Here is a 15,512-nt window from a genome sequence, read left to right as displayed (position 1 = left end):
CGCCTCCTGGCGTGCGTCTGCTTAGGCCGCCTTGCGCTTGGCGGCGCTGTCGGCCAGATGTCGTCCGGCAATGTAGCCGAAGGTCAGCGCCGGCCCAAGCGTGATGCCGGCGCCGGGATAATTGCCGCCCATGATGCTCGCCATGTCATTGCCGGCGGCATAGAGCCCGGGAATCACCCGGCCTTCGGCGTCGAGCGCCCGCGCGTTCTCGTCGGTGACGATGCCGGCATAGGTGCCGAGATCGCCGATCACCATCTTGATGGCGTAGAACGGCCCGTTCTCGATCGGTGCGACGCAGGGGTTCGGGCCATGCAGGGCATCGCCCTGGTAGCGATTATAGGCCTTCGAGCCCTTGCCAAAGGCGGCATCGTGGCCTTGCGGCGCGGTCGCATTGAACTGCTTGACGGTCTCGGTGAACGCCTTGGCATCGATGCCGGCCTTCGCCGCCAGTGCCTCCAGCGTGTCGCCACGCATGAGGTAGCCGGTCCGCAAATGATGGCCAAGCGGCATCGGGAATGGCGGCACGCAGCCGAGGCCATATTTGCGCAGCGTCTTGTGATCGCAGACGAGGAAGGCGGCAATCTCCTCGCCGGGCTTGGCGGCCTTCATCATGGCCTGGACGAAGTCGTGATAGGAATTGCCTTCATTGGCAAAGCGCCTGCCGTCGCGCATCACCGCGATCACGCCGGGCTTGGCGCGGTCGATGAAATGCGGCATCACGCCCTTTGAGCCGTCCTTGCGCGTGGTCAGCGACACCGGGACCCAGGCGGCCGCGTTCGGCAGGCGATCCTCGACATGCCCGCCGGCGCTTTCCGCAAGGCGGAGGCCGTCACCGGTGTTGCCAGTCGGTCCCGGCGAATAGTGCTCAGTGCCGGTCGGCGCATGTGGAAACATCTTTCTGCGCCGCTCGACATCGTGCGGGAAGCCGCCGCAGGCGAGCACGACGCCCTGGCGCGCACGGACGCGCACATCGCGTCCCTCACGCGAAACGATCGCGCCGGTGACGGCGCCATTCTCGACCGTCAGCTCGCGCGCCGGCGAGGACAGCCACATCGGAATCCTCAGATCGAGCGCGGATTTTGCCAGCCGTCCGGCCAGCGCATTGCCGTTGGTCAAGGTCATGCCGCGGCCGTAGCGCAGCACGTCTATGAAATGCCGCGACAGGCGCTTGGCGACATAGACCGCGGAGGCCAGCGACTTCGTCACGCGCATGAAGTGAATGATCTCCTTGCCGGAGCCTAACATCATGCCGAACACGGTCAGCTCGGGCAGCGGCATGCCCAGCGCCGTGATGTGATCGCCGAGCTCGCGGCCGTCGAACGGGCGCGTCACCATGGAGCGGCCGCCCTGCGCGCCGCCGGGTGCTTCGGCGTGGTAGTCGGGAAACACCAGCGGCATGTCGAAGCGGAGCGCGGTCTTGGTGATGAAGAAATCGACCGCCTCGGGTCCCGCGCTCAGGAATGCATCGACCCGTGCCGCATCGTAATTGTTGCCGGCCTCGTGCCGCAGATAGGTGCGGGCCCGCTCCGGCGTCTCCTCGATGCCATAGGCCTTGGCAAGAGAGGTGCCGGGGATCCAGAGCCAGCCGCCGGAGCGGGCGGTGGTGCCGCCGAAGCGCGATTCCTTCTCGACAATGAGCACGTCGAGGCCGCGAGAACGCGCCGTGATTGCCGCCGACATGCCGGAGGCGCCTGATCCGGCCACGAGCACATCGCACTCGTAAGTCTCAATTGCGCTGCGCTCGTTACCGGTCATGCGGGCCTCACTTCTTCAAGAGTGGGCATTTGGACTCGGAGACCGGACGGAAGGCGTCCTCGCCCTTCACGGTCTTGACGATGTCCAGATAGTCCCACGGCTCCTTGGACTGCTCGGGCTTTTTCACCTTGGCGAGATACATGTCGCGGATGACGCGTCCGTCCTCGCGCAACTTGCCGCCATGGACGAATGTATCCTCGATCGGCAGCTCGCGCATCTTGGCCATTACCTTGGCGGACTCGTCGGTCCCGGCGGCCTTGATGGCCTTGAGATAATGCAGCACCGAGCCGTAGACGCCGGTCTGGATCATGGTCGGCATCACCTTGGTGCGCTCGTAGAACTTCTTCGACCAAGCGCGGGTCGCCTCGTCCATGGCCCAGTAGGAGGCCGTGGTCATGTAGGTGCCCTGCGCGGCCTTGAGGCCGATCGCGTGCACGTCGGTGTCGAACATCAACAGGCCGACCAGCTTCTGACCGCCCTGGACGAGGCCGAATTCGCCGGACTGCTTGATGGCGTTGTCGGTGTCCTGGCCGGCATTGGCGAACGCGACCACGTCGGATTTCGAGCTCTGGGCCTGGAGCGCGAAGGAGGAGAAATCGGCGGTGTTGGTCGGATGCTTGACGCCGCCGAGCACCTTGCCGCCCATCTCGTTGATGAAGCGGGTTGCGTCCCTCTCGAGCTGCTGGCCGAAGGCGTAGTCGGCGGTGATGAAGTACCAGGACTTGCCGCCCTCCTTGATCACGGCGGAGGCCGTCACCTTCGACAGGGCATAGGTGTCGTAAGTGAAGTGCACGGTGTTGGGGCTGCACAGCTCGTCGGTCAGCGAGCTCGCGCCGGGGCCCGAGAGCAGGGCGACCTTGCCCCGCTCGCGCACCATGTTGTGCACGGCGATCGCGATGCCGGAATTGGGGATGTCGACGACCGCGTCGACCTTGCCGTTGTCGAACCAGCCGCGCACGATCTGAACGCCGACATCGGTCTTCATCTGATGGTCGGCACTGATGATTTCGATCGGCTTGCCGAGCACGGTCGGCCCAAATTCCTCCACGGCCATCTTGGCCGCTTCGACCGAGCCCGGTCCGCTATTGTCGCGGCCCCAGCTCGACAGATCCGTCAGCACGCCGATCCGCACCACGTCGTCGGAGACTTGCGCAGTGGCCGCTGTGGTCATGGCAGCTGAAGTCATGGCCGCGAGCATGGCGCAGGCCAGAAGCCCTTTCATCGTGGTTCCCTCTCTATGGGCCGCTTAGCGCGGCGGGTTATTCTGGTGGCAAATTAGATATTGGCGAATGAATTTGTCAATGGCGAATAAAGGCTGGGTTCCATGACGGCCGCGACGACTCAGCGGAGATGTGCCCGCAACTGTCACCACGAGCGCAGCGAAGCAATCCAGAATCCCTCCGTGGACGCAGTCTGGATTGCTTCGTCGCAAGGGCTCCTCGCAATGACGGTTGTCGAAGCAGCGGTACCCGACACTCTCGTGTCCCGGACGCGATGCAACGCCCCTTAGCGTTGCAGCGCAGAGCCAGGACCCATACGACACGGATTGCGCGAGGCCGCATGGGCCCCGGCTCTGCAGCGCATCACTTCGTGCTGCGCAGCGTCCGGGGCACGAGAGCAATCGAATGCGCGGGCAGGTTGCAAGCGTCGGCGCGATTATTCATGATGCCGTCCGGAATCTTTGGGGGCAGGGCATGCCGGCAGCAACGGGGCTCTCCGCTTCGGCGGAGAAATCGACGACGGCGCATGTAGTGTGGGCGAGCGCGCTCGGCACCGCGATCGAATGGTACGACTTCCTGATCTACGGCACTGCCGCGGCGCTCGTCTTCAACAAGCTGTTCTTCCCGAGCTTCGATCCCTTCGTCGGCACGCTCGTGGCGTTCTCGACCTATGCGGTCGGCTTTGTGGCGCGGCCGATCGGCGGCGCAATCATCGGGCATTACGGCGACCGGCTCGGCCGCAAGACCATGCTGGTCGCGACCATGATCGCGATGGGGCTCGGCACCTTCCTGATCGGCTGCCTGCCGACCTACAGCCAGATCGGCGTCTGGGCGCCGATCCTGCTCGTCTGCCTGCGCTTCGTCCAGGGCATCGGCCTCGGGGGCGAATGGAGCGGCGCGGTGGTGATGGTGATCGAGCACGCCGGCAATCGCCGCGGCTTTTACGGCAGCCTGGTGCAGGTCGGCTTTCCCGTCGGCGTCGCCGCCTCGACCGGCATCTTCGGCCTGATGACGAAGCTGCCCGAGGCCGACTTCCTCAGCTGGGGCTGGCGCGTGCCGTTCCTGATCAGCATTCTGCTCGTCGGTATCGGCTTCATCGTGCGGCTCAAGCTGGCGGAAACGCCGCATTTCAAGGAGGTGGTCGAGCGCAAGGAGGTGCTGGCGCAGCCGGTGCTCGAGGTGCTGCGCCGCGACTGGCGCAGCTTTCTGCTGGCGATCGGCATCACGGTATCGGAGGTCGGGCTCGCTTATCTCCTCACCGTCTTCACCGTGGTCTATGCCACGACGAAGCTCGGACTGCCGCGGCAGGTGATCCTGGACGCGGTCGTCTGTGCCGCCATCGTCGAGTTCGCGACGCTGCCGCTCGCGGGGTGGCTCTCCGACCTTTTCGGCCGCAAGGCGCTGTATCTCGCCGGCGGCGTGTTCTCGGTAGCGCTGGCGTTCCCGCTGTTCTGGTTCCTCGACACCAGGGAGCCGGCGCTGATCACGCTCGCGCTCGTCGTCACCATGACGCTGACCCATGCGCTGCTGTTCGGGCCAAAGGCCGCATTCATGCCGGAGCTGTTCCGCACCCAGGTGCGCTACAGCGGCGCCTCGCTCGGCGCCAACGTCGCGGCGGCATTGAGCGGCGGCTTCTCGCCGTTGATTGCGGCCGCGCTGCTGGCATGGGCCGGCTCGTACTGGGCGGTGTCGGTCTACATCGTCGCGCTGTCGATCGTCACGATCATCGCAACGCTGATGGCACCGGAGACGGCGCGGGAGTCACTGAAGTCCTGAGCGTCGCGGCAAGCAGGCGGGATTTGCCGCGTTCGGAATCACCAGGAAGGTGATGGTCGCTGGCGCAAGCCGGATTGCTCCCGCCGGTGTTGCCCGCGCCTCGAGCCTGGGCAGCATGCCATCGGCAGTCAGCGTGAGCGTCTTGCCGTTCAACTGCACGGTCGGGCCCTGGAGCCGCACCGCGTGCAGTGTGTACCGCTCGGCAGAATCCGAGAGCGTCAGCGGGTGCGTTGCGCTGCGCGAGGCGTTGATGGCGAGCAGCGACACCGCGCCCGCCATGGCCGGGTGGCAATGCGCGTAGAGATGAAGATCGGACGAAGCGGCCTTGCCTGCGTCGAGCACGATCGTTCCCATCAGCCCGCGCCAGAGCAGCGCAGCCCAGTAACTCGGCCGCGGCCGGAACGTTGCTTCGTCGAGCAGACCGTAATCGCTGGCGGCCAGCGTATTGTGCATCACCACCTGGACGCCGGCCTTCGCCAGGCGTCCGAGCTGGTCGAGATAGCGGAAGGTGTCGAGAAAGGTCTGGTCCCATCGGCCGCCGCCGCAGGCCGCATCAGCCGTCTCGGTCAGCCAGATCGGCTTGCCCGGTTCGAAGGCGTCGCGCAGGGCTTGGTAGATCTTGAGTGTCGCATCCGTGCGCGCCAGCCATTCCTCCGAGAGCGCCTGCGCCGGATCATCGTGCCCGCCGCAGCGTGGCGAGATCGTGTTGTAGTGATGATAGGAGAAGCGATCGACGCCGGGTCCGGATGCGGCGAGCAGGTCGCGCGTTGTGATGGCCGCGCCGGATGGCGATGGTGCGTCGCCGGCCGAGCCTGGGCCGAGGATCAGCGTCTCCGGCGCGGCGCGTCGCATCCAGTCGCGGAAGACCTTGAAGTCGCGGCCATAGGCGGTCGCGTCATAGCCGGCCGGTGCACCGTTGGTCGCTGCGAGCGTCGGCTCGTTCATGAATTCTGCGGCGGCGATGCGGCCGCCCAGCGCGCGTGTGGTGTCGACCACCTGCTGCGCCTGGTCCGGTTTCCACACGCCATCGGTATCGCGGCTGCCGGGACTGATCGCAAAAGAGGTGACGATCTCCGCATCGACCGCGCGCGCGAACTCGACGACGCCGCGCCACTGCGCACGGCTGAGCACGGAGTTGAATCCCGGCGGCGGCTTTCCCGGCGCGTCGGCAAAGAACGTCGCATTGGCCCAGGTTCCGCTGACGCGCAGATAGGCCGGCGACAAGGCGGCCGCGAGCAGGCGCAGGCGTGCATTGGCCAGATCGATCGGCGGTCTTGCGCTGTAACGATCCAGCTGGTCGAAGCCTCGTGCCGTTCGCGGATAGGGCTTCCAGAACCGTCCGCCGGTCACCTCCACCATCTCGATGTTGTAGGACTGAAAGCGCGTATCGATCGTTGCGACCGCCTTCAACTGCGCTGCCGCGACGGTGCTGTCGTCGGCGCGCGCCGCGCACAACGTTGCGGCCGCGAGCAGCGCAATCGTCATCGCCCCTGCTGCTGCGCAAGTGGTCCGGCGCGTTCGGGAGCCTTGTCGATCATGCATGATATTTCTTCATGCCCGCTGCGGGTCCACATGCACAAGGCCCCCCGGGCCTTGCCTAAATCGACATTTCTATCTTCCTTTGCCGTCGCCGCCGAGAGCTTCCGGGGCATCCGCGCCGGGGCGCGCTGGAGAACCCGTTGCGAGGGCCTGTTGGGACGAGCCCGACAGCCGACGATCAACGCGGGTAGGGCGAAAAAATTTCTGGCAGCCCCCTTGAAATCGATATCCGTTTTTCTAAGTCGTCTTTCGCCGCGAGAGCGGTGTGCCGGATGCCAGAATCGGGTCCGGCGCGGGCGCCGGGCTGGTCTTTTCGGACCCGTCTGAAACCCCCGCCTTGCGCTCCTTCGTATCCATCTTGCTCTTTGGAGGACTTGGTTATGAGGACCAATTTTGATTTCGCGCCTTTGTGGCGCTCCACCATCGGCTTCGACCACCTGGCCGACCTCGTCGACAGCACGCTGCGCCAGGCGACCGAGGACAACTATCCCCCCTACAACATCGAGCGTTCCGGTGAAGACCACTACCGGATCAGCCTTGCCGTGGCGGGGTTCGGCGTTAGCGACATCGCGGTGACGGCCGAACAGAACGCGCTCACCATCGAGGGCAAGAAGCCCGAGACTGCTGCGCGCGAATACCTGTACCAGGGCATTGCCGCCCGCCCCTTCAGGCGCGTGTTCAATCTCGCCGACTATGTTCAGGTGAAGCAGGCCTCGTTCCAGGACGGGCTCCTGATCATCGACCTCGTCCGCGAGGTTCCGGAAGCCATGAAGCCGCGCCGGATCGAGATCGCGAGCTGCACATCTCCTACGTCGCAGATCGAGCAGCAGAAAGCAGCTTAGGCTCGTCCAAAGCGTTATCTTGGAGCGTGGACGGCATGTGGCCTCCGCGCTCCCGAGACCGTTGAATGAAGGAGAACACCATGGCTATTCGCGATCTTATTCCCTGGTCGAGAAACCAGGAACTTGTGCAGTTGCGCGGCAACTACGATCCGTTCATGACGCTGCATCGCGAGATGAACCGTCTGTTCGACGATATGTTCCGGGGCTTTGGCGGACCCGGCCTGTCGCCGCTCATGGAGGGGCGCTTCGGCTGGCCCAAGATCGAGCTCAGCGACACCGACAAGACGCTGACGATCTCGGCGGAGCTGCCCGGGATGACGGAGAAGGACGTCCAGATCGAAATCGCCAGGGGCGTCCTGACGATCCGCGGCGAGAAGAAGGATGAGCGCAAGCACGAAGGCAAATACTTCACCGAGCGCTACTACGGCGCCTTCGAGCGGCAGATTCCGCTTGAGGACGTCGATGAAGACAAGGCAGAGGCATCGTTTAAGGACGGGGTCCTGACCGTATCGCTGCCGAAGTCGGAGAAGGCACGCGAAGGCGTCAAGCGCATCGCAATCAATACGCATTAGCAACCACGGGCGGCGGCGGTGGGCGCCGCCGTCCATCATCAACAAACCCGTCCCTTGGAAAGGAGCATGAGGGGAGGCACGACCGATGACCAACGTGAATACCAATGCCGGCACTCTCAACCCGCTGTTTCATCCCGCTGCCCATTACGACTCACCTGCCGACGTCCTGAATGCTGAGGAGCTCTCCACACCGGAGAAACGGATCATCCTCTCGTCCTGGGCGTCCGACATATACGCGATCGAATCCTGTCCCGCTCTGCGCGAGATGCCGGGCACGAGCCAGACCGTCCGACTCGCCGATATTCTGACGGCGTTGCGCCGGCTCGACGGCGACAATGACAATGACGACCCGCCGCGCGGCGGCGGCGTCCCGATGCGGCTGCGGCGGCCCTGGGCCGCCGCGGAGCGGCGAGCAGCATGATGCTCACGCACACCGTTCTGGCGCTCGTGCTGCTTGGCCAAGCCTCGGCGACCTTGGCCGTTCCGTTTCTGGCCATGACCGGTCTCATCGCTGCGCCGCGTGACTGAAGCCACAAAGCTCTTCCATGCAATCCCGGGCGAAGCGGCAGGTGACGAAGATGAATGCTGTGCGTTTGCTTTCTCTGGCGTTGCTGGTGCTGGCGCTCACGGCGTCGCAGCCGGCCGCTGGCCAAATCCCAGACCTGAAGACGGGCGGGTCGGTGCCGACCCTGGCACCGCTGGTGCGCCAGGTAACGCCGGCCGTCGTCAACATCTCCGTGCATGGACGCGTGCGCGAGGACAATCCGCTCTATCGCGACCCGCTCTTCCGCGAATTCTTCGACGTCCCCAGGCAGATCGAGAAGGAGGTCAACGCGACCGGCTCCGGGGTCATCGTCGATGCCCAGCGCGGCTACGTACTGACCAACAATCACGTGGTCGAAGGTACCACCTCCGCCGTTCAGATCACCACCCAGGACGGCCGGCAGTTTTCCGCCAAAGTCATCGGCCGTGATCCGCCGACGGATGTCGCGGTGCTCCAGATCCAGAACCCGGCCGGGCTCAAGGCGCTTTCCTTCGGCGACAGCGACGCGCTCGAAGTCGGGGATTTCGTGCTTGCGATCGGCAACCAGTCGCCGCGCCGATCAGTGTTGCTGGCATACCAAATATCGATTATCAGCCAGATCGGCGCGCATGACGGCTTGCAACCCCGGTTGAGGGCGCAAGCTGGGAACGGCGAGTTCCATGGTCGATTGCCCCTTGTTGGCCGGCAAGCGAACTTCGTACGGCCATATTTGAGCAGGAGTGATCTCCCGCGAGGGAGGCACTCCGATGAACAAGGCTCTGATCACCGCCATTGCAATGCTGGCTTGCGTGCCCGCGAGCGCAGTTGCGCAGGAGCGCGCGGGCGATGCAGCGCTCGGCGCCTTATCCGGTGCGGTCGTGCTGGGCCCGGTCGGAGCCGTCGCGGGAGCTTTGGTCGGCTACACCGCCGGACCTTCGATCGCTCGATCCTGGGGCATGAGAGGTTCGCAGTCGGCAAGGCACCGCCAGCCGCCGCGTCGCGCGGCCGCGACCCGCGTCCCACCGCCCGCGCGCGAGGCGATGGCTGCCAACGGCCAGATGAGAGCTGCCGGCAATCCGACGCCGCCGGTTCAAGCCGCGCCCGCCGTGCCGCCGCAAACCTCGACGCCGCCCGTTCAGGGATTCGACTGAGGCCGATCGATAGTCCGCGCAATCAGCGCGGCTTGGCGAACGATCATGGCGAGGCTTGCGTCCTGATCTAGGGTTGGCCGAGGATATTCTTCGCGGCGCGAAGATGCGGCTTGTCGATCATCTGGCCGTCGAGCCGCAGCGTGCCGGAATTGGGATTGCTCGCGAACGCGGCGATCACCTTCGTAGCCCATCTGCGCTCGGCGTCGGTCGGCTCGAAGGCCGCGTTGACGATATCGACATGCTTGGGATGGATCAGTGCCTTGGCCGAAAAACCGTCGCGCCGTGCCGCGCGCGTTTCGGCTTCGAGGCCGGCGAGATTGTCGATGTCGGTATAGACGGTATCGATCGGTGCGACCTCGGCCGCCGCCGCCGCCATCAGGCAGAGATCGCGCGCGAGCCGATAGGGGCTGTGGAACACGCCGCCCGAGGCTTTCTCGGTGGCGCCGAGCGAGGCCGAAAGGTCTTCCGCGCCCCACATCAGGCCGGCGAGGCGCGGGGAGCATCCCTTGTAGCTGCCGAGGCCGAAGATCGAGCCCGCGGTCTCGGTCGCGACGCAGACGATACGCGTCGTGCCGACCCTGATGCCAGACGCCGCCTCGAACGCTTCGAGCCAAGTTGCCACCTGCCGCACATCGTCGCCGCCTTGCGATTTCGGCAGCACGATGCCGTCGGGCTTGCCGGGCATCACCGCCGCGAGATCGGCGAGTGTCATGCCGGTGTCGAGCGCGTTGATGCGGACATAGAGCTGGTGCGGGCCGCGAGAGCCCTTCAGCATCGCGAGCGTCAACCCGCGTGCTTCGTCCTTCTTCTCGGTGACGACGGAGTCCTCGAGATCGATGATCAGCGCGTCGGCCTTGCCTTCGCTCGCCTTCTCGAATTTGCGCGGGGAATCACCCGGCACGAACAGCATCGAACGCATCAGACTGGCCTCTTGTGCATCATCGCCATACGCCGGCATTTGCCGACGATCTCATCGTTCTGGTTAAGAGCGTGGTGCTCGAACTCGACGATGCCCGCCCTGGGGCGCGATTTCGATTCCCGCAACGAAAGCACCTTCGTCGTTGCCCGTAACGTATCGCCATGGAAGACAGGCTTTGGAAAAGTGACGTCGGTCATGCCGAGATTGGCAACGGTAGTCCCCAGGGTCGTATCATAGACTGTCATGCCGATCATGATGCCGAGGGTGTAAAGGCTGTTGAAAATGCGCTGGCCGAATTCGGTCTTTTCGGAGAAATGCGCGTCGATGTGCAGCGGCTGGGGGTTGAGTGTCAGCAGGCTGAACATGGTGTTGTCCATCTCCGTGACGGTCCGGGTCAGCGGATGCCTGAACTCCTGGCCCACGGAAAAATCCTCGTAATAAAGTCCGGCCATCGCGGTTTCCCTCCCTGCGAAATAACAGCGCGCTCGCACAGTCGCGCCGCATGACCCTATGCATGGTACACACAGTTGGCGGACAAATTCACGTATCTGTATTCAGTTTTTCCAGCTAAAGAACGCAACCGAGGGAACGTCCGGCGCAGCAATCGGTCATGGCCTTTTGGGTGGGTCACGCGAAGAGAACAGAGATTGCGCGCGGTCGCGGCTGCCACGGTCATTTTCCAACTCGCCTCAAGATCGGGCCCGTGAGTCGCCGCTGCTCCCAATAAGGAGATCAAGAACATGGATTTCGCGCTCACCGATCAGCAGGAAGCCATTCGCGATGCCATCGCCAAGATCTGCGAAGGCTTCCCCGATGCCTATTGGCTGAAGAAGGACCACGACGGCGGCTTCCCGCACGACTTCCACAAGGCGCTGGCCGACGCTGGCTGGCTCGGCATCTGCGTGCCGGAGGAGTACGGCGGCTCTGGGCTCGGCATCACGGAAGCCGCGATCATGATGCGCACCATCGCCGAATCCGGCGCCGGCATGTCCGGCGCCTCTGCGGTGCACATCAACGTGTTCGGACTCAACCCCGTCGTCGTGTTCGGCACCGAGGCGCAGCGCAAGCGCATGCTGCCGCCGATGGTCGAGGGCCGCGAGAAGGCGTGCTTCGCTGTCACCGAGCCCAACACTGGCCTCAACACCACCCAGCTCAAGACCCGCGCGGTCGCCAAGAACGACCGCTACATCGTCAACGGTCAGAAGGTGTGGATCTCGACCGCGCAGGTCGCGCACAAGATCCTGCTGCTGGCGCGCACCACGCCGCTGGAAGAGGTGCGCTCGCCGACCCACGGCCTCAGCCTGTTCTACACCGATTTCGACCGCAACAGGATCAAGGTGCACGAGATCGAGAAAATGGGCCGCAAGATCGTCGATTCCAACGAGCTGTTCTTCGAGGACTTTGAAATTCCGATGGAGGATCGGATCGGCGAGGAAGGCAAAGGCTTCCAGTACATCCTCGAAGGCATGAACCCGGAGCGTATCCTGATCGCGGCGGAGGCCGTGGGGCTCGGCAAGCTCGCGCTGTCGCGCGCGACCGAGTACGCCAAGACGCGCGTGGTGTTCAACCGCCCGATCGGCAAGAACCAGGGCATCCAGCATCCGCTGGCGGTGAACTGGGTCGAGCTCGAGGCGGCCTGGTTGATGGTGATGTCGGCGGCCTGGCAATACGACAAGGGCATGCCCTGCGGCGCCGCAGCCAATGCGGCAAAGTATCTCGCGGGCGAAGCCGGCTTCTCGGCCTGCGAGCAGGCGGTGATGACCCATGGCGGCTTTGGTTACGCCAAGGAATTCCACGTCGAGCGGTACCTGCGCGAGATCCTGATCCCGCGCATCGCGCCGGTCAGTCCGCAGCTTGCGCTCAGCTTCATCGCAGAAAAGGTGCTGGGGCTCGCGAAGTCCTACTGAACGAGTCTTGTGGCGCAACCAAACAGGCCGGCCTATTCGGCGGCGATGCGTTCCATGGCCATGGCGCGAAGCCTGGCGCGCTGGATCTTGACGCCGTTGGCACTGTCGGTGACGGGGAAGGCGTCCACGACATAGATCCGCGCCGGCACCTTGTAGCCGGCGAGCCGTTCGCGCAGATGGGCAGTCAGCGCGTCCTGTCGCGGTGGCTCTCCAGCCGGGATCACGAAGGCGACGCAGCGTGCCTGACCCCTAAGATCGACCGCAACCACCTGAGCGTCGGCCACCCCAGCGCACGACTTGAGCTCGTCTTCGATTTCGCCGGGCGCGACCAGGAAGCCGCCGAGCCGCATCGCATCGCCTGCGCGCGTCTCGTAGACGAAGGAGCCATCGCCGCGCAGATGGCCGATGTCGCCGGTGCGGAAGAACCCGTCGGCGGTGATCGCTTCGCGCGTCGCCTCGGGATTGTTGAAGTAGCCGAGGAAGCGCGACGGCGCGCTGATCTCGATCTCGCCGGAAACGCCCTGGGCCGCAAGCTCGCCGGTCTCGACATCGCGGACGCGAACTTTCGCGTTGGGCGACATCGGCCAGCCGCCGCCTTCGATGCGGTCGGCGAAGGCATCGCTGCCGCGGCCGATCGAGAACAGCGCCTGCACCTCGCTCGACCCGTAGAGGCCGAACAGCGACATGCCGCGCGCCTCGGCCTCCGCGGCCAGCTCGCGCCAGCCGGGCTGGAACGCGGCGAAGCCGCAGATTTCGAGATGCGGAAACGGACGTGGTGCATCGGTGAGCGCGAGGATGCGGCGGACCATCTCGTCCGAGCCGAAGGAGTGCGTGATCCTGCACGCGCTGAGGATCTTCGCCGCCGGCGCCGCTTCGAAGGCGTCGAGCACATGAATGGTCGCGCCCGCTGCGATGAAGCCGAGCAGGCTCGTCATGCCAAACGTGCCGCAGAACGGCAGCATCGCGAGCAGCGAGTGGCGCTGTGGATCAAGCTTGAGCTCTTGGACGATGGAGGCGGCGTGCGTTGCCAGCGTCCGCTGCGAATGGGCGACGAGCTTCGGGCCCTTGGTCGTGCCCGATGTCGTGTAGAGCAGCACCGGCAGGTCGATGTCGTCCTGAGCCGGCGGAGCGGGCGGACAGGACCGCTCGAACGCATCGAACCGCACACAAGGCCAGTGTGCCGGGATGGCCTCCGCGCCGACCACCGCGAGCTGTCGCAGCGCGGGCACCTCGTCGTTGGCGATATCGGCGAGAATGGCGGCAAAGTCGATCGAGCGGAACGCGGCCTCGACCACCATCAGCTTGGCACCGGACACCCGTAGCAGATGCGCGACCTCCGCGCTGCGATAGCGCGTATTGACGGCGGCAACGACCGCGCCCAGGCGGGCGGCGGCGAACAGCAGTGCGAGCCATTCGATCCGGTTGACCAGCCAGACCGCGACGACGTCGCCCCTGCCGATTCCGTGCGCGGCGAGCCAGGCGGCGGTCTGCTCGATCCTTTCTGAGAACTCTGCGGGCGTGACCGGCGTGCCGTCGAACACGAAGACGGGACCGGCGGCCTCGGTCCGGATCAGCGATTGCAGCGAAAATCTGTCGGTCAGCATGGCAATCGGAGTAACCCGATCGCGCAAAGCTGTCTACTTGGTGCCGAACATCCGGTCGCCGGCATCGCCCAGGCCCGGCACGATGTAGCCGTGGTCGTTGAGCCGCTCGTCGATCGCGGCGGTCCAGATCGGCACGTCGGGATGCTCGCTCTGGAACTGGGCGATGCCCTCGGGCGCGGCGAGAAGGCAGACGAAGCGGATGTCGCGGGCGCCGCGCGCCTTGAGCAGGGATGCGCCGGCGCAGGCCGAGTTGCCGGTCGCGAGCATCGGGTCCATCAGGATCACGGTGCGGTCGGACAGGTCCTGCGGTGCCTTGAAGTAATATTCCACGGCCTGCAGCGTCTCGGGGTCGCGGTAGAGCCCGATATGGGCGATGCGCGCCGAAGGCATCAAGGCGAGCATGCCATCGAGGAAGCCGACGCCGGCGCGCAGGATCGGCGCCAGCGTGAGCTTCTTGCCGGCGATCTTCGGCGCCTGCATCGGCGCGATCGGCGTCTCGATCTCGACCAGCTCCAGCGGCAGGTCACGCGTCACCTCGTAGCAGAGCAGCATCCCGATCTCGTTCAGGATCTCGCGAAAGCTCTTGGTCGAGCGGTCCTTCTCCCGCATCAAAGAGAGCTTGTGCTGGACCAGGGGGTGGGCGACGACATTGACGCTGCTTGTGCTCATGAAACCGATCTACACGGTTCCGTGAAATTGCGCCAGATCGGGCAGGCCCTTTCCGCGGGATAGCTGGCCTCAACCGGGCATTGCGGCTGCGCTGCGCGCGCGGTTGCTCGCTTCAAAGGCAGCCATGGCCGGCTCGCGTGCAGTTGCCGAGCGCGGCGGCGCGACCCTAAACGCCCAGGCCGCGTGCTGCCAGCGCGATCACGAGCGTCAGCACGGCGCCCCAGATCATGCTCAGCGTCATCGTCAAGACGATAACGGTGACCACCCGCTCCAGATTTCGCCTGCCGGTCTGCATGCGCGTTTAACCGACATTGTCGCAGCCGATCGGCTCGTAGAGCGGATCGCGGGCCGGACGAACAGAGGGAACGCTCGGCCGGGCTGCCTCCGCGGTCCGCACCTGCACCTCGGCAAAGGCCGACATCAGAGAGAGCGCAAGGTCGGCATGGCGGGCCTCGACCGCCGAGTCCAGCCAGTCCGGCAGTTCGCGTTGGCGCGACAGGGCGCAATGCCACTCCCCATCGTCATAGGCGATACGGCGGACTTGCCAAAGCGGCAGCTCGAGCTCCATCAATGTGAGCGCGGCATCGGCCCAAGCCTCGACGTCGATCAGGCTCATGACGCGCGCGGTGCCTGCGCTTTGCCTGAGCGAGGGGAAGCGTCGGCACGCCGTATCGATGATCTCGATCATCAACGGCCGAGTCACTGCACTCGCGGCGCGAATGCGTTCACCCAGCAAGAGCAGATCACGGCGTTCGAGAGTGGCGGTCACTTAGGCCTCGTGGACATCTGCGTCGGTCAGTCGGCCGGCGTGTCCAAGATGGCTGGAACGGCATTTGAAAACGAGGTGAGAAAGGGGCTGAAGATATAAGGATTTCATAAAGGCGCGGATGCGCTTGCCTGACCAAACACGGCAAGCCAGCTCGCAGGCCTTTATGAGATTCCTATAACTTCGCCGCGGCCTCCGTCTCGAAAACCTATGTCCGCAGTGGCACGTCAGCGTCGTGCTGCCGGCAGGCCGAGAATAATTGCCGGGCA

General features: G+C 64.9%; 15 protein-coding genes. 6 read left to right on the top strand and 9 right to left on the bottom strand.

Annotated elements, in window-relative coordinates; genetic code table 11:
• Positions 1-21: 21 nt before the first annotated feature.
• Together LRP30_RS36105 and LRP30_RS36100 are read right to left on the bottom strand one after the other, a co-directional pair.
• Complete coding sequence (locus tag LRP30_RS36105) at positions 22-1,755, bottom strand: FAD-dependent oxidoreductase (protein WP_249757894.1); 1,734 nt, start codon at positions 1,753-1,755, stop codon at positions 22-24.
• A gap of 7 nt (positions 1,756-1,762) precedes the next feature.
• On the bottom strand, positions 1,763-2,977 hold the full coding sequence (locus tag LRP30_RS36100) for an ABC transporter substrate-binding protein (protein ID WP_128937905.1): 1,215 nt from the start codon (positions 2,975-2,977) through the stop codon (positions 1,763-1,765).
• Between the two features lie 472 nt (positions 2,978-3,449).
• Between LRP30_RS36100 and LRP30_RS36095 the strand changes: the two genes are divergently transcribed.
• A complete protein-coding gene (locus LRP30_RS36095) occupies positions 3,450-4,751 on the top strand; it encodes an MFS transporter (protein WP_249757893.1) in 1,302 nt (433 codons plus the stop codon).
• On the opposite strand, the gene LRP30_RS36090 is transcribed toward LRP30_RS36095, so the two are convergent.
• Positions 4,737-6,236: a hypothetical protein gene (locus LRP30_RS36090; protein WP_249757892.1), complete on the bottom strand. Its 1,500-nt coding sequence runs from the start codon at positions 6,234-6,236 to the stop codon at positions 4,737-4,739. The two genes, LRP30_RS36095 and LRP30_RS36090, sit on opposite strands and share 15 nt — an antisense overlap.
• 434 nt (positions 6,237-6,670) lie before the next feature.
• Between LRP30_RS36090 and LRP30_RS36085 the strand changes: the two genes are divergently transcribed.
• From LRP30_RS36085 to LRP30_RS36070, 4 genes are all read left to right on the top strand, one after another.
• The gene (locus LRP30_RS36085) at positions 6,671-7,132 is read left to right on the top strand and encodes an Hsp20 family protein (RefSeq protein WP_128936191.1); all 462 of its coding nucleotides are present in this window, start codon (positions 6,671-6,673) and stop codon (positions 7,130-7,132) included.
• Between the two features lie 80 nt (positions 7,133-7,212).
• The gene (locus LRP30_RS36080) at positions 7,213-7,704 is read left to right on the top strand and encodes an Hsp20/alpha crystallin family protein (RefSeq protein ID WP_128936190.1); all 492 of its coding nucleotides are present in this window, start codon (positions 7,213-7,215) and stop codon (positions 7,702-7,704) included.
• A gap of 85 nt (positions 7,705-7,789) precedes the next feature.
• Positions 7,790-8,125, top strand: a complete 336-nt coding sequence (locus LRP30_RS36075) for a hypothetical protein (protein WP_249757891.1) — start codon at positions 7,790-7,792, stop codon at positions 8,123-8,125.
• Positions 8,126-8,282: 157 nt separating this feature from the next.
• On the top strand, positions 8,283-9,449 hold the full coding sequence (locus LRP30_RS36070; protein WP_249757890.1) for a trypsin-like peptidase domain-containing protein: 1,167 nt from the start codon (positions 8,283-8,285) through the stop codon (positions 9,447-9,449).
• Here the strand turns inward: LRP30_RS36070 and LRP30_RS36065 are convergent.
• Together LRP30_RS36065 and LRP30_RS36060 are read right to left on the bottom strand one after the other, a co-directional pair.
• Positions 9,446-10,297, bottom strand: a complete 852-nt coding sequence (locus tag LRP30_RS36065) for a CoA ester lyase (protein WP_249757889.1) — start codon at positions 10,295-10,297, stop codon at positions 9,446-9,448. The two genes, LRP30_RS36070 and LRP30_RS36065, sit on opposite strands and share 4 nt — an antisense overlap.
• Complete coding sequence (locus LRP30_RS36060; RefSeq protein ID WP_128936185.1) at positions 10,297-10,749, bottom strand: MaoC family dehydratase; 453 nt, start codon at positions 10,747-10,749, stop codon at positions 10,297-10,299. The genes LRP30_RS36065 and LRP30_RS36060 overlap by 1 nt, the downstream gene beginning before the upstream one ends.
• 288 nt (positions 10,750-11,037) lie before the next feature.
• Here LRP30_RS36060 and LRP30_RS36055 point away from each other — a divergent pair, with 288 nt between their 5' ends.
• A complete protein-coding gene (locus LRP30_RS36055; protein ID WP_128937896.1) occupies positions 11,038-12,204 on the top strand; it encodes an acyl-CoA dehydrogenase family protein in 1,167 nt (388 codons plus the stop codon).
• A 32-nt stretch (positions 12,205-12,236) separates the two neighbouring features.
• On the opposite strand, the gene LRP30_RS36050 is transcribed toward LRP30_RS36055, so the two are convergent.
• The 4 genes from LRP30_RS36050 to LRP30_RS36040 all read right to left on the bottom strand — a co-directional run bounded on the left by LRP30_RS36050 (position 12,237) and on the right by LRP30_RS36040 (position 15,165).
• Positions 12,237-13,808, bottom strand: coding sequence for an AMP-binding protein (locus LRP30_RS36050; protein WP_249757888.1), 1,572 nt, complete (start codon positions 13,806-13,808; stop codon positions 12,237-12,239).
• 33 nt (positions 13,809-13,841) lie between these two features.
• Positions 13,842-14,477 (bottom strand): uracil phosphoribosyltransferase, encoded by a 636-nt coding sequence (gene upp, locus LRP30_RS36045; RefSeq protein WP_122401826.1) that lies wholly within the window; start codon positions 14,475-14,477, stop codon positions 13,842-13,844.
• Positions 14,478-14,643: 166 nt separating this feature from the next.
• Positions 14,644-14,772, bottom strand: coding sequence for a hypothetical protein (locus LRP30_RS45125; RefSeq protein ID WP_256477640.1), 129 nt, complete (start codon positions 14,770-14,772; stop codon positions 14,644-14,646).
• A 6-nt stretch (positions 14,773-14,778) separates the two neighbouring features.
• Positions 14,779-15,165 carry a hypothetical protein gene (locus LRP30_RS36040; protein ID WP_245509145.1) on the bottom strand — a complete coding sequence of 129 codons (387 nt, stop codon included), beginning with the start codon at positions 15,163-15,165 and terminating at the stop codon, positions 14,779-14,781.
• Between the last annotated feature and the right edge of the window lie 347 nt (positions 15,166-15,512).

The sequence above is a fragment of the Bradyrhizobium sp. C-145 genome (genome assembly GCF_023375135.1).
GTDB classification, from domain to species: Bacteria; Pseudomonadota; Alphaproteobacteria; order Rhizobiales; family Xanthobacteraceae; genus Bradyrhizobium; species Bradyrhizobium zhanjiangense.
Note: the sequence above shows the minus strand (reverse complement) of the source record. Positions and strands in the feature narration are given on the sequence as shown.

What these genes read in the sequence shown, in the direction of transcription:
- LRP30_RS36075 (WP_249757891.1), top strand. Translation starts at nt 7,790, where the DNA reads ATGACCAACGTGAATACCAATGCCGGCACTCTCAACCCGCTGTTTCAT.
- upp (WP_122401826.1), bottom strand. Translation starts at nt 14,477, where the DNA reads ATGAGCACAAGCAGCGTCAATGTCGTCGCCCACCCCCTGGTCCAGCAC.
- LRP30_RS36060 (WP_128936185.1), bottom strand. Translation starts at nt 10,749, where the DNA reads ATGGCCGGACTTTATTACGAGGATTTTTCCGTGGGCCAGGAGTTCAGG.
- LRP30_RS36055 (WP_128937896.1), top strand. Translation starts at nt 11,038, where the DNA reads ATGGATTTCGCGCTCACCGATCAGCAGGAAGCCATTCGCGATGCCATC.
- LRP30_RS36095 (WP_249757893.1), top strand. Translation starts at nt 3,450, where the DNA reads ATGCCGGCAGCAACGGGGCTCTCCGCTTCGGCGGAGAAATCGACGACG.
- LRP30_RS36100 (WP_128937905.1), bottom strand. Translation starts at nt 2,977, where the DNA reads ATGAAAGGGCTTCTGGCCTGCGCCATGCTCGCGGCCATGACTTCAGCT.
- LRP30_RS36065 (WP_249757889.1), bottom strand. Translation starts at nt 10,297, where the DNA reads ATGCGTTCGATGCTGTTCGTGCCGGGTGATTCCCCGCGCAAATTCGAG.
- LRP30_RS36040 (WP_245509145.1), bottom strand. Translation starts at nt 15,165, where the DNA reads ATGATCGAGATCATCGATACGGCGTGCCGACGCTTCCCCTCGCTCAGG.
- LRP30_RS45125 (WP_256477640.1), bottom strand. Translation starts at nt 14,772, where the DNA reads ATGCAGACCGGCAGGCGAAATCTGGAGCGGGTGGTCACCGTTATCGTC.
- LRP30_RS36070 (WP_249757890.1), top strand. Translation starts at nt 8,283, where the DNA reads ATGAATGCTGTGCGTTTGCTTTCTCTGGCGTTGCTGGTGCTGGCGCTC.
- LRP30_RS36050 (WP_249757888.1), bottom strand. Translation starts at nt 13,808, where the DNA reads ATGCTGACCGACAGATTTTCGCTGCAATCGCTGATCCGGACCGAGGCC.
- LRP30_RS36085 (WP_128936191.1), top strand. Translation starts at nt 6,671, where the DNA reads ATGAGGACCAATTTTGATTTCGCGCCTTTGTGGCGCTCCACCATCGGC.
- LRP30_RS36080 (WP_128936190.1), top strand. Translation starts at nt 7,213, where the DNA reads ATGGCTATTCGCGATCTTATTCCCTGGTCGAGAAACCAGGAACTTGTG.
- LRP30_RS36105 (WP_249757894.1), bottom strand. Translation starts at nt 1,755, where the DNA reads ATGACCGGTAACGAGCGCAGCGCAATTGAGACTTACGAGTGCGATGTG.
- LRP30_RS36090 (WP_249757892.1), bottom strand. Translation starts at nt 6,236, where the DNA reads ATGACGATTGCGCTGCTCGCGGCCGCAACGTTGTGCGCGGCGCGCGCC.